Annotated in this window: 10 protein-coding genes; 7 read left to right on the top strand and 3 right to left on the bottom strand. The window is 40.0% G+C overall.

Annotated features, from left to right (window positions below; genetic code table 11):
* Positions 1–115: 115 nt before the first annotated feature.
* Genes serA through BMW98_RS14780 form a run of 3 tightly spaced genes read right to left on the bottom strand, consistent with a single transcriptional unit; the run spans position 116 to position 4,790 of the window.
* Positions 116–2,017 (bottom strand): phosphoglycerate dehydrogenase, encoded by a 1,902-nt coding sequence (serA, locus tag BMW98_RS14790; protein WP_090259352.1) that lies wholly within the window; start codon positions 2,015–2,017, stop codon positions 116–118.
* Positions 2,014–2,373: a hypothetical protein gene (locus tag BMW98_RS14785; protein WP_090259351.1), complete on the bottom strand. Its 360-nt coding sequence runs from the start codon at positions 2,371–2,373 to the stop codon at positions 2,014–2,016. Before BMW98_RS14785 ends, serA begins: the two co-directional genes overlap by 4 nt.
* Positions 2,370–4,790, bottom strand: a complete 2,421-nt coding sequence (locus BMW98_RS14780; RefSeq protein WP_090259350.1) for a penicillin acylase family protein — start codon at positions 4,788–4,790, stop codon at positions 2,370–2,372. The genes BMW98_RS14785 and BMW98_RS14780 overlap by 4 nt, the downstream gene beginning before the upstream one ends.
* A gap of 119 nt (positions 4,791–4,909) precedes the next feature.
* On the opposite strand from BMW98_RS14780, the gene BMW98_RS14775 reads away from it, so the two are divergent.
* From BMW98_RS14775 to BMW98_RS14745, 7 genes are read left to right on the top strand one after another with little or no spacing between them, the layout of a single operon-like run.
* Positions 4,910–5,443 (top strand): KdsC family phosphatase, encoded by a 534-nt coding sequence (locus tag BMW98_RS14775; protein ID WP_090259349.1) that lies wholly within the window; start codon positions 4,910–4,912, stop codon positions 5,441–5,443.
* Positions 5,444–6,289 (top strand): 3-deoxy-8-phosphooctulonate synthase, encoded by an 846-nt coding sequence (kdsA, locus tag BMW98_RS14770; protein ID WP_090259348.1) that lies wholly within the window; start codon positions 5,444–5,446, stop codon positions 6,287–6,289. It abuts the gene before it with no gap.
* Positions 6,286–7,119: a polysaccharide biosynthesis/export family protein gene (locus tag BMW98_RS14765; protein WP_090259347.1), complete on the top strand. Its 834-nt coding sequence runs from the start codon at positions 6,286–6,288 to the stop codon at positions 7,117–7,119. The genes kdsA and BMW98_RS14765 overlap by 4 nt, the downstream gene beginning before the upstream one ends.
* Positions 7,119–9,512 (top strand): polysaccharide biosynthesis tyrosine autokinase, encoded by a 2,394-nt coding sequence (locus BMW98_RS20545; RefSeq protein ID WP_090259346.1) that lies wholly within the window; start codon positions 7,119–7,121, stop codon positions 9,510–9,512. Before BMW98_RS14765 ends, BMW98_RS20545 begins: the two co-directional genes overlap by 1 nt.
* 49 nt (positions 9,513–9,561) lie before the next feature.
* Positions 9,562–11,334, top strand: coding sequence for an HTTM domain-containing protein (locus tag BMW98_RS14755; RefSeq protein ID WP_090259345.1), 1,773 nt, complete (start codon positions 9,562–9,564; stop codon positions 11,332–11,334).
* A complete protein-coding gene (locus BMW98_RS14750; RefSeq protein ID WP_090259344.1) occupies positions 11,331–12,011 on the top strand; it encodes a WbqC family protein in 681 nt (226 codons plus the stop codon). The genes BMW98_RS14755 and BMW98_RS14750 overlap by 4 nt, the downstream gene beginning before the upstream one ends.
* Positions 12,011–12,646: a NeuD/PglB/VioB family sugar acetyltransferase gene (locus BMW98_RS14745; protein ID WP_090259343.1), complete on the top strand. Its 636-nt coding sequence runs from the start codon at positions 12,011–12,013 to the stop codon at positions 12,644–12,646. The genes BMW98_RS14750 and BMW98_RS14745 overlap by 1 nt, the downstream gene beginning before the upstream one ends.
* Positions 12,647–12,650: the final 4 nt, after the last annotated feature.

The raw sequence follows: 12,650 nt of genomic DNA, 5'->3' as shown, positions 1-12,650 counted from the left end.
AAAGCTAATACATTTCTCGGCTGCTTGCAATTACTGTTTGATGGCATGAAATTAAAACCACCCCTAACCCCTCCTAATTTAGGAGGGGAATTGTCAAAGGCATTGAACTACTTCCTTAATAAAGCACTCTAAACTTAATCGTATGCTCAATCTTCTTCAAAGCAGTGGTTAACTCCTTATCGTATGCCTTGTTAATGTCGGTAATTACATAGCCAACTGTTTCGTTGGTTTTCAAATACTGACCTACAATGTTGGCATCGTGTTCTGCCAAAACGCGGTTTATGGTAGCCAAAACACCCGGTTTGTTCAAGTGGATGTGCAATAACCTGTGCGCGTTTTTCAAAGGAGGGAGCGTAAGGTTAGGGAAGTTTACACTCAAAGCAGTGTTACCTGTATTGATGTAGTCCATAATCTTGTTCGGAACAAAATCTGCAATGTTTTCCTGTGCCTCTTGTGTGCTTCCTCCAACGTGTGGGGTTAGAATCGTATTTTTCAAACCTTTCAATTCCGACTCGAAAGGGTCATTGTTGCTTTTTGGTTCTTCAGGAAATACGTCTACTCCAGCTCCGCGCAATTTGCCGGAAGCGAGTGCATCTTTCAATGCTGGTATTTCAACCACAGGGCCTCGGGCCAAGTTTAAGAAAACAGCACCATCTTTAATCATATCGAAGTGCTCTTTGCGGAAGATGTTCTTATTTTCTGGGCGGCCGTCAATGTGTAGGGTAATTACATCGGCAAGGCCAAGCAATTCTTCCAGACTATCGCATTTGGTGGCATTACCAAGAGCAAGCCTTTCCTCAATGTCATAGTAGTAAACCTGCATGCCCATATTTTCGGCCAAAACAGAAAGTTGCGAACCGATGTTGCCGTAACCTATAATGCCCAGTTTCTTACCTCTTATTTCGTAGCTATTGGCAGCAGTTTTAGACCACTTGCCAACGTGCATGTCTGCATTCTTATCAGGAATGCCACGCATAAGCATTATGATTTCGGCAATGGCTAATTCAACCACAGAACGTGTGTTGCTAAATGGTGCATTGAAAACAGCGATACCTTTTTCAAGCGCAGCGTCCAGATCGATTTGGTTGGTGCCAATACAGAAGGCACCAATGGCCATCAGCTTATCGGCCTTTTTAAGCACTTTAGCGGTTACCTGCGTTTTGGAGCGAATACCTAAAACATGAATGCCTTTGATCTTTTCGCAAAGTTCATCCTCATCAAGCCCGGCAGGGTAGCTTTCTACCGAGAAACCATCGGCTCTTAGTTTCTCCAAGGCATGTGGATGCACGTTTTCCAACAGCAGCATCTTGATTCTGTTTTTCGGGTAAGAAAGCGCTCCGCTCATTTTATTTTTAAATAGTATTTCGTCAAAACTAGGTGCAATGTGGTCGGCATTGGCCTTTACATTGTCACGCTCAATATTTTCTGTGTAGGCGTAAAATTTATTGGCAACACCAGCTTTTTTTACTTCATAATCGGTGTAGCCATCGCCAATCATATAGATTTCGCCTTCAAGGCCAAGTTGTTCAATTTGCTTTACTTTTCCACCATTGGAAGACAGAACATTTTCCTTGTTGAAGTCGATGATATTCCCGGCTTCATCAAACACAAAGTCGTTGGCAAAAACATGCTCTGGTTTTATGCCCATTTGGGTGACAACCGGCACAATGAAATCTTTGAAGCCATTGCTTACAATGTAAGTATTGCCGGCATTTTGTTCGAAAAACTCCTTATTCCTTGAAATAGAATTAGAAACGAGTTTGCTCAGCCTTTTTACCAATTCGGCCAAGTGGCTTTGTTTGGCATCTAAAATTTGAATTCTAGCCTCTAAAGATTCGCGAAGCGAAAGCTCACCCGCCATTCCTAAATCGGTTACATCTTTAATCTTTTGTAGCCTCTCTACTTTTTCAGGGTGATTTTCTAATGATATTTCACCCAAAATGTCCAAAGCCTCAACTTTGGTGAAAGTACTATCGAAGTCGATTACAAAATGCGGAACTACTGTGGTCTGATTCATTTTTCTTTGGCTAGCACGGCACTAATTGAGTTGCCCAAGAGTGCTGAAATTCCGCCTGCCAGACCACCGACAATCCCTGTAACAATTAAAAGCAAAACTACATTTCCGTTGAGCTTTAATAGAGTTGCGATTTTGCTGGCTAGCGTAAAGTCATTAGCACTGCTAAGCATGTACGCGTATACAATCCAAAATAAGCTGATTGCTAGAAAGGGAACAAAGAAGGCGGCTACATTTCGTAGGCGAACGATTGCACCTGACAAAAGCCCCGCAACCATAATAGCCCACCAAGGAAGAAATGCTGAAAGTACTATGGCAAGTACGGTTGTAAGAATTAGGCTTTCTATAATCTTTTTCATTGTAGTGGAGTCAAAGTTTGAGAGAATTGAATGCCCGAATTATCTTGGGCGTTTTGCATAAACTTGATGGATAGGTATTCCCCTGCAGCCCAAATATCTACCAGGTCATCGTAATATTTGCTGCCTGGGTTGCCCGATTGACCACCAGGGTACACCCCGTATGCTGTTGGTGGGTCGGTCATTTCTACGATCATGCGCCAAGAGGGGCCATGGTTTTGGCTAGTAGCGTTTACAATGCCGCTGTTGCCGCCAATTGGCAAGTCGAAGCGAGAGAAGGCAGGTAATGCCTGAAGCAGGTGCCCAGCGTAAGTCGCTTTGTAGTCACCCCAGCTAATTGATTCTCCGCTAGCGCTGAGATCAGCAATACTACTGGCTGTTGCTTTAAAGCTTTTTAAGAACAAATCGGTTGCTGTTTCAACTTCTGGGGTTTCTTGAATGTCCATCGCTGGATCTTCGGGGTGGTTCTTCAACAAGTAAATAGTTTGGTATTGGAAAGGCGCATCCATTGGTGCTTCTTCATTTCTTATTTCATCCCAAACTGAGTAGCGAAGTTTGTTCCACCAAATCTCCCAAATCGTAGGGCCAAGCTTGTCAATGTCGTTATAGTAGTCCCAATTGGCCACTTCATCTAGAAGATCGCTTTCTTGTTTAGAAAGGTTTTGCCCTCTAAGACTTGCTATCATAGTTGGAAGAAGTTCGGCTGCTTTTAAGTTATAGTTGTTGTTGTGTAAGTCTTTAAAATCTTGAATATCGAACTTCTCCTTCGACCTGAAAAAGTCATTAATCACTCTGTTTCGGTACATTTCGTACCCATCGTTGAAAATATAATAAGGATAAGAAACGTCAACCGGATGCTGGTTGGCTGAGCTCACAAAGCCTCTTTCTGGGTTTAGTACATGGGCATTGTGTTCTTGTGGAATAAAGCCCTGCCAGTCGTGAGCTGGGTTAGATCCGTCCATTAGGAATTTACCCTGGCCTTTCCATTTATTCGGTAACTGACCTTGCACCCAAAGCGCTATGTCTCCTTCGCGCGATGAGAAAATGAAGTTTTGAGCTGGTGCCGCAAAGTGTACTATCGCGGCTTTATAGTCCTCGTAGTTTTTGGCTGCGTTTAGTTCAATCAGGGTTTTTTGGTTATTTCCGCCCAAATGTCCGGCCCATTTCATGGCATAACCTACGCCTTTGTTACCATTGCCCATAAAGGTTTCATCGTAACTCACCGGACCATGGTGAGTGTAAACAACGGTATCGTAGAATGGCTTTTCGCCTTTAATTTTTATCTCTTCAATACGCTTGGTAGTTGCCTTCCATTGATTGTCGTGCCAGTACTCATCTTTCGCATCATCTTTAAAAGTAATCTTATACCAATCCTTTACATCTCGTGTGGCATTGGTTACACCCCAAGAGATATCTTGATTGAAACCGATGACTATGCCCATAGCACCAGGCAAGGTTACTCCAAAAGTATTTTTTTCTGGCGTAGCCAATTGCATGGCGTACCAAATGGAAGGAAGGTTCAATTGTAGGTGCGGGTCGTTTGCCAGAATAGGATTACCAGAGTAAGATTTCTCAGGACCAACAGCCCAGTTGTTACTGCCGTTGTCGGGGTGGGGTTTTGCCATGATCTCATCTAATTGATCAAGCGGAAAATCACCATCGGGTACTTCTGGTGTATTTACCTCCCAATCGCTCCAGTCTCTTTCTTTAGGTATAATTGGGTCGTTTACATCAAAAAAATCAGGGAAAAGAAAGTCGAAGCGCTCTTTTCCGAATTTGGCAATGAAGTTGGTGTACTCTAGGTCGGAATCTCTTCCTGCCAGCATGTCGGTCATGTACATAAGTAGGAGCGCAGTCTTTTCTATTGTCCAAGGTTCTGGCGCATAGTCCAATAATTTGTATTCTACCGGATAGCTAGCACTGTTTAGTGAGTTTATGTACATATTAATACCATCTCTGTATGCCTCAAGTTGTGCCAACATAATTGGATCTTTACGCATTGTTTCTACGGCCTTTTCGGCTCCGTAAATCATGCCCTTTCTTCTTTGCGTACGGTCGTAGTCAATGGCTGCGGCACCTACAACTTCCGATAGCCTACCGGCAGCAGCATGTGTTTGAAACTCCATTTGCCACAAACGATGCTGCGCAGTTATAAAGCCTTGCGTTCTGTAAAGGTCTTCATCGTTTTGGGCGAAAACATGGGGAATCAAATGATCATCGTAGTGCACTGTTACGGGGGCTTTCAAACCTGGAATTGAGAGTTCATCCGCCATACCATCATATGTTTTGTCGTTCTGCCAAATGCCTTGGTTTGGGGCTAAGAACTTTCCTAATGGAGGTAGCGGGTCGAATTTAGAGTTTAGTCCATAAAAGATTCCAATTGTTAGAATCAGTGAAAGCACAAGTTTGAAGTATCGCATAGGTGTTGATTTGTGGGTTTTAATATAGCGATTTGGTGCTTTTACAAGGAATAAAATTTCAAAACGATATAGGGCGTTAGGGTAGAAGGCCCAGAAAGTTTACTTTTGCTGAGTTAGTTATGAAAGAAATTTCCTCCCCTATAATTCAAAAAGCACAACTGATAAAAGCAGTTATTTGCGATGTTGATGGTGTATTAACCGATGGCGGCATCATTTACGATAACAATGGCCTGGAATTAAAACGGTTCAATGTAAAGGATGGCCAGATAGTGAAGTACCTAAAGCAGTACGGAATATTAGTTGGTGTGATTACAGGGCGAGCTTCTCAGGTAGTGAAAAACAGGTGCGAAGAGCTAAAAATGGATTTTCATTATCATGGAATTAGCAATAAAGCTGAAGTGCTTGCTGCAATACTAAAAGATTATAAGCTGGAAGCGGAAGAAGTAGCGTACATTGGAGACGATATTAACGACCTGCCTGTAATTACCAAGGTGGGCTTGGCCGCCACACCAAATGATGGACACTTTAAAGTAAAAGAGTTCGTGGATTTGGTGCTTGAAGCAGAAGGTGGAAAAGGAACGCTGAGAGAGCTTGGAGATATCATATTAACGGCAAAAGACAATTACGGAGAGATAATTCAACAATTGACCTAAATGGAGAAATTTAACAAAGGCTTTAACCTAAATGATTCAATAACAATAGGGGATGGCCGAATGGTCTTGTTTTCAGGGCCTTGTGCTGTAGAGTCGTATGAAGTTTGTGCTAAGGTGGCAGAAAGCCTTCAAAAGATTTGCGATAGGCTCGACATTCAATATATCTTTAAGGCATCATTCGATAAGGCTAACCGAACTTCTGTAGATTCTTACAGAGGTTTAGGGTTCGAAGAAGGACTGCGCGTATTAGACAATATTAAGCAGGAATTTGGCCTACCAATTGTTACCGACATCCACGAGTCACAACAGGCAAAACCTGTGAGTGACGTGGCGCAAGCATTGCAAATACCCGCTTATTTATGCCGACAAACAGACTTGTTGGTGGCGGCAGGCGAGACAGGAAAAACGGTGAAAATCAAGCGCGGACAGTTTATGGCACCTGAAGACATGCAGTATGCAGTGAACAAGGTGAAGTCTACCGGAAACGAGAAAATTTGCTTAACCGAAAGAGGTGTTTCTTTTGGCTATCATAATCTTGTGGTAGATATGCGTGCTTTGCCGATTATGCGCCAGTTTGCACCTGTGATTTTTGATGTTACGCATAGTGTGCAGCAGCCTGGTGGTATGGGGGGAAGTTCAGGAGGTAAAAAGCAATTTGCACCATATTTAGCAAGAGCAGCAGGTGCTACTGGAGTTGACGGTTTCTTTATTGAAACGCACCCAACCCCATCAGAAGCAAAAAGTGATGGGCCAAATATGATTCCGCTTCATAAAATGGAAGACTTTTTAACTATGGCCAAGCAAGCCTTTGAATTAGGCCAGCAAGCCAAAAACGAAGTAGAATGATCAAACTATTTAAACAACTACTCTTATTAGTTGTAATTGTAGCCGCAGCCAGTAGTTGTATCCCTAATGAGAAGGTTATCTATATCCAAAATAAGGAAGATGTAGCAGAGTTGGGCTTGGATACACTTATAGAACTTAGTAGACAAGATTACAGATTACAACCGAATGATATTCTTCTGATTAATTTCTACTCTCGCGAGCAGACAGCAGTAGAGAAATTTTATCCACTATTGTTGAGAACGAATGCACTGGGGTCTAATATGGCAAGAGGGGGAGGTGGTGGAAATGGAGGCCAGCAAAACCTTTATTTTACTGGCTACAATGTAGATAAAGATGGTAATGTTGAAATTAATGCCTTGGGGAGAATTGAGGCAGCTGGGCTCACAACAGAGGAATTGAAGTATAAGCTTGAAGACTTAATTCGCGAACAAGAAGGTGTAAACGATATTTTGGTCAATGTTAAGTTGGATGGAATTCGTTATACCATTTTTGGTGAAGTGAACGCGCCAGGACCGCAAACATTACAACAGTATGAAGCCAACTTAATTGAAGCAATTGCAACGTCTGGTGACTTAACCCTAAATGCGAACAGGGCACATGTTCAAATTATCAGGCAATATCCTGATGGTGTAAGGATTCATGAGGTGGATGTGACAGAACGTAAATTGTTACAATCACCATTGTATTTTTTACAACCCAACGATATTATTTATGTTCCGCCATTGAAGATTAGAGAACTGGGTACAGGAGAATCAGCACTTCAAACTTTTGCGGCTATCGTTGGCGTAGTTTCTGGTACTGCACTTATCATTAGTATAATCAACAATTAATGACTGATAAGGATTTCGATTTTTTTGAGGATGATTCTCCTAATAAAGGAGGAGGTGCGCCTTTCGACCCTAAATTATTATTGATAAAAATAATAAGGAATTGGCCGGTATTTGTTATTACCATACTTGTTGGACTTTTATGTGCCTTTGTTTTTCATCGTTATAGCACGGAAAAATTTAGGTTGAGGTCGACTATTCTGATTCCCGAGACGAATGTGAACATCGATCAATCCATTATCGATCAGTTTGGCTTCGACTTTAATGTGAACTTTTTAAATGAGATTGAAAGACTAAAGAGTGACGAAATCACAGCATCAACGCTACGGGAATTAGATTTTGATGTGGAGTACTATACCAAAGGCAGAATTAAAACGATTGAAGAGTATCATTCCTTGCCTTTTATAATCAAGCCCACACTCGAAAAACCACAAATTAAGGAAATAGAATTTCAGATTTCTTTTCTCGAAAATAACCAGTTCCGCGTATCATTGGCAGATGATGAAAACCACGAATCAGGACCGATTTATAAGCCTTATGAGTTAATTGAAACAGATCAGTATAGTTTCACACTTTCTTTTAACCGCAGTGCGAACTTATCAGGGCAAACATTTTACTTTAAGCTACGCGATTTTAATAGTCAGGTTAAAGAGTGGAATGGGAACCTTCATGTTACATACCTACGAGAATTTACTTCTATAGCAGTACTAACCCTTGAATCTAAAGAACCCAAAAAAGGGGCAGACTTCCTCAATAAACTGATGGAAATATATCAGTCCAAAGAATTGGAAAGGAAGAACCTGTCGGCCGAACGCACCATTAGGTATATCGATCGTGAGATGCGCGCTTTGCAAGACACCTTGTCTATTTACGCCTCTCAGCTTGATGAAAAAAAGGTAGAAAACAGGGTGGTTGATTTTAATCAGGTAGGCTCGGATATAACTTCAAGAATCACTGCTTTACAAACGGAGAAGAGTCTGTTGGGAAGAAACATTCGTTCGCTGGATGATAACTTATCCTATTTACAAGATACGGCACAGTTTGATAATCTATATGTGCCTTTGGCATTTGATGAATCTTCTGACTTTCAGGTTTTAGCGGACAGGTTGCAGCAGGTACTTATTGAGCGTAGGGAAAAGCGTAAAACGCTGGCTGAATTTAATGAAGAGATTCAAACACGCAATTTGGAGATTCGTCAGTTGGTAGGACTGCTTTCACAAAATATAAGGAATAAAAAAGGCGAACTTCAAAAGCAACTGAATGAAGTAGATGGCGATTTGCGAGCGTTAGACGCGGAACTACAGAACTATCCGGTTGCACAAAGAGAGTATGGAGATATAGAACGTGTGTATTCTCTGTATTATAATATGTTCTTATACTTTAGGCAAAAGAAGGCCGAAGCTGGTATCGTAAAAGCCTCAAATGAGGCCAATGCGCAGGTCGTAGATCATGCGGTAAGTAGTGTGGCTCCTTTTTTTCCAAACAAGCCATTCGATTATGCACTTGGAGGAGTGATAGGTTTTGCATTGCCGTTTTTGTTCGTGCTGCTTAAAGAAGTACTTAACGATAAAATAGAATTTAGGAAGCAGGTCGAACATGAAACAGCTATTCCGATTATAGGCATGATTGGGCATAACAAGTATCAGGGCAACTTGGCTGTATTGCAACACCCAAAGTCCATTATGTCGGAATCTTTTAGGGCTATACGATCCAATCTTGCCTTTTTTGGTCGGGAAAAGAAAGTCCAAACAATTTTGGTTACTTCTAATGCTTCTGGAGAAGGCAAGTCTTTTTGCTCTTTGAATTTAGCCTCTATGTTGGCTGTTTCTGGAAAGAAAACTGTGTTGGTTGGTTTAGACCTTAGAAAGCCAAAGCTTTATGACGATTTTGAGTTGAGTAACGACTTTGGGGTGTCTAACTTTTTAGCTGGATTTGTTGAAAAGGAAAAAATTATTCAACGCACGCAATACGAAAATTTGGATTTAATTGCTGCGGGGCCTGTACCGCCTAACCCAGCTGAACTCCTTATCTCCGATGAGATGAAGGCCTTGATTGAATCACTAAAAAAAGACTATGACCAAATTGTGATTGATACTCCGCCAATTGGCGTAGTAGCAGACACCTTTAACCTCACTACTTTGGCCGACTTGAATATTTTTGTAGTACGCCAAAACTACACTGTAAAGCAGGTATTTCCATTCTTGAATGATGTTACCAAAAAGGGTCTTGTAAAAAATGCCACTTTATTACTGAATGACTTTAAGGTGAATAAGGGGTATGGCTATGGTTACGGCTATGGTTATGGTTATGGCTATGGCTATGGCTATGGTTACGGTTATGGCAACTACGAAGGTGGGTATTACGAAGACGAAGGGAAGTCTAATAAGACTCTTTAATGCTTTCTTTCGACCTTTTAATTAAGCTGGGTATCAATAGTATTTTTTCATGAAACGTTTACAAGGATTTATAGGTGGGCTTTTAAATAAAAAAGTAGATGCTACCGGCCTAGCTATTTTTAGAATCTTCTATTCGGTAATACTGCTTTGTGAAGTGGGGCAAATATTTTATTTCAAAGAGTTAATATTTGACAAAATCCCTTTCATTGAATCGGCAGATATTGATTTAAGGTTTGCGCTCATCATATGGATGCTGGTGATTGTAATGATCATTTTTGGCTTTTATACACGAATAGCAACCATCTTGAATTATGCATTTTCGGTTGTTTTTATCGCTACTATTAAGACCTATGAATACCATATGTTCTATGTGTATATGGGGGTGAATTTCTTGTTGATTTTTACTAGTATTTCTAATGCCTTGTCTATAGATAACCTGATTAAGCTTATTAGTGGTGTAAATAGAGAAGGTAGGCAGGTGAGTGTTTTAAACTACCATGTTTTTATTCTTTTGGCTATCGCTTTTGTGTATTTTGATTCTGTTTTTTATAAGACAATGTCCCCAACATGGATGGGAGGTTTAGGTATGTGGAGACCAGCTTCGCTACCGCACTTCACTCATATTGATGGTTCTCTATTACTCAATACTAGGTGGTTAGTTATGGGGTTGGGCTACCTCACGTTAATTTTTGAAACTGTCTTTATTTTTACGTTTTTTAGAAAAAAGTGGAGAGGATCATTATTTCTTATTGGAGTAGGCCTACATTTTGGAATATTTTTAGAGTTCCCGATTCCTTGGTTTGGCTTGGGAGTGATGAGCATATACATGCTTATGGTGCCATTCTCATGGTGGCAATATATATCACAAAAAATTCGATTAAAGGCGCCTAAATTAACATTCTATTGTAATCACTCAATCGAGCGAAGTAATTATTATGAGAGTATTGCATCGCAAATTTCAAGTTTTGGTAAAGTTAGAGTAGAATTAATTACTGATGGCGAAAAGGACTACGGTTGTTTTGCCTTGGATAACAAAGGGAAAAAATTCGTTGGCCAAGAAGCTTTGGAAAAGGTCCTTAATTGTAACCTGTTTACTTTCGTTTTTCTAAGGTTTCTTAACTTGATTGGAGCCAAGGAAGTATTTCTAAAGGCGCTGTATGATGGTGATTTTAAATTGGTTAGACCTATAAAGGGGGGCAATGATTGGAAAAGAAGAGTATTGAGTTTAAAGGTAGTGGTTGTTACATGTTTTTTACTTATAGTTAGTCTACTGCAAGTTAATGTTACGTATCACTCACTGTTGGTTAAAGAACTTAGAGAGGTTTCTGGAGTTGATGAGACAACTATAGGTCGGGTTGTGAATAGTGTGTCTTTGAGAGTAAAATACTTTAGTAAGGTATTTTTTGGTATAACAAATCACCCAGTTTTTATGGACGCACACATGGATGGCTATGATCATATCTATGGTGTAGAGGCTGAATTACATAATGGTGATAGATTGTGGTTACCTATTATTGACAAAGAAGGTCATGTCGATAAATATGCATATTCCTTTAACTGGGTAAAATGGACTTTTAGAGTTAATGGACCTAAACTGAATCAGAGAAACCTTGAAAAAGGAATAAAGGACTTCTCTTTGTTCTGGGCTGCCAAGAATGATGTTCCTCTTGAAGGGTTAAAGTTGAATATTTATTTAAAGAACATTGAGGTTCCAAATAAATGGGAGTATGACTTTCTAAAAAAGCAAAAAGAAAAACCATGGAAACATGTCGCTATTGGCATATGGGAACAGAATGACTTTTCTTTAAATTACATTCAATGATAGTATCAATTCTTCAGTCAAATTATATTCCATGGAAAGGCTACTTTGATATAATTGCCAAGTCTGATGTGTTTGTTATTTACGATGAGGTTCAATACACTAAGAATGATTGGCGAAATAGAAATCAAATCAAGAGTCAAAGTGGTAAAACATGGCTGACCATACCTGTTTCTAAAGTAGGTCTTGAGAGTAAAATTTATGAAGTAGAAACGGCACATGATCTTTGGGTTAAAAAGCACAAGTCTTCAATTCAGGCTAACTATGCTAAGGCTAAATGCTTCAAAGAAATGAGAGATTATGTATTTGCTATCTATGACAAATTAGAATCTAAATCTTTATCATCTATTAATTTGACTTTTATAGAGGCTATTTGCAAGCTTTTGGACATTGATACAAAGATTATTGATTCGAGAGAATTATCATTGAGGGGTGACAGGGTAGAAAAATTGATAGATGCTTGTACAAAGTTAGGTGCTGATACTTATCTGAGCGGTGCCAGCGCAAAAAACTATCTTGACCCAGCTCGGTTCGCAGAACGTAAGATCAATGTGGAATGGATGGACTATAATGGTTATATAGAATACAATCAGTTATTTCCTCCTTTTGATCATGCCGTAACAATATTAGACCTTTTATTTAATGAGGGGGATCAGGCCAGGATGTTCCTAAAAAACTAATGGAAAGAGTAGCGGTAATTGGTTCTGGTGATTTGGGTTTTCAAATTTCCAGAATGTTGATGGAAGATGACCGATTTGATTTTATAGGTTTTTATGATGATTTTGAAAAGGTTGGTACAAAAAAGTATGGCTTTCAGGTCATGGGTAATATAGCTAGTTTGAAAGAGCATTTTACAAAAGGGACATTTGATAGCGTATTGTTAGGTATTGGCTATAACCATATGGTGTTAAGGGAGCAGCTGTACGAAGAGTTGTCGACTGATATTCCGTTTGCTACTTTTATCCATTCAACTTCTTTTATAGATAGTTCTGCTTCTATTGCTGATGGTGTAATTTTATACCCAGGTTGTATTATTGATCAAAGAGTAAAAGTCGGGGTAAATTGCATTTTAAACTTGGGTTGTACAATCGCCCATGATACTACCATTGGTGCGCATTCTTTTTTATCTCCCCGGGTAGCACTGGCGGGGTTCATAAATGTTGGACCCAAAGTGAATTTAGGAATAAATACTATCGTCATAGATAATATCGATATCTGTGCAAACACTCGAACGGGTGGTGGCGCTGTTGTTACAAAGAACATAGAGTCTTCGGGACTCTACTTAGGTGTGCCTGCTAAACTAATTAATAAATAGTTTT

The sequence above is a fragment of the Roseivirga pacifica genome (genome assembly GCF_900111145.1).
GTDB lineage: Bacteria > Bacteroidota > Bacteroidia > Cytophagales > Cyclobacteriaceae > Roseivirga > Roseivirga pacifica.
The sequence above is the reverse complement of the archived record's forward strand: the minus strand, read 5'-3'. Positions and strand labels throughout refer to the sequence as shown.

Bases quoted from the DNA above. Each gene is read 5' to 3' on its own strand.
- serA (WP_090259352.1), bottom strand. From the start codon at position 2,017: ATGAATCAGACCACAGTAGTTCCGCATTTTGTAATCGACTTCGATAGT.
- BMW98_RS14785 (WP_090259351.1), bottom strand. From the start codon at position 2,373: ATGAAAAAGATTATAGAAAGCCTAATTCTTACAACCGTACTTGCCATA.
- BMW98_RS14750 (WP_090259344.1), top strand. From the start codon at position 11,331: ATGATAGTATCAATTCTTCAGTCAAATTATATTCCATGGAAAGGCTAC.
- BMW98_RS14765 (WP_090259347.1), top strand. From the start codon at position 6,286: ATGATCAAACTATTTAAACAACTACTCTTATTAGTTGTAATTGTAGCC.
- BMW98_RS14745 (WP_090259343.1), top strand. From the start codon at position 12,011: ATGGAAAGAGTAGCGGTAATTGGTTCTGGTGATTTGGGTTTTCAAATT.
- BMW98_RS14775 (WP_090259349.1), top strand. From the start codon at position 4,910: ATGAAAGAAATTTCCTCCCCTATAATTCAAAAAGCACAACTGATAAAA.
- BMW98_RS20545 (WP_090259346.1), top strand. From the start codon at position 7,119: ATGACTGATAAGGATTTCGATTTTTTTGAGGATGATTCTCCTAATAAA.
- BMW98_RS14780 (WP_090259350.1), bottom strand. From the start codon at position 4,790: ATGCGATACTTCAAACTTGTGCTTTCACTGATTCTAACAATTGGAATC.
- kdsA (WP_090259348.1), top strand. From the start codon at position 5,444: ATGGAGAAATTTAACAAAGGCTTTAACCTAAATGATTCAATAACAATA.
- BMW98_RS14755 (WP_090259345.1), top strand. From the start codon at position 9,562: ATGAAACGTTTACAAGGATTTATAGGTGGGCTTTTAAATAAAAAAGTA.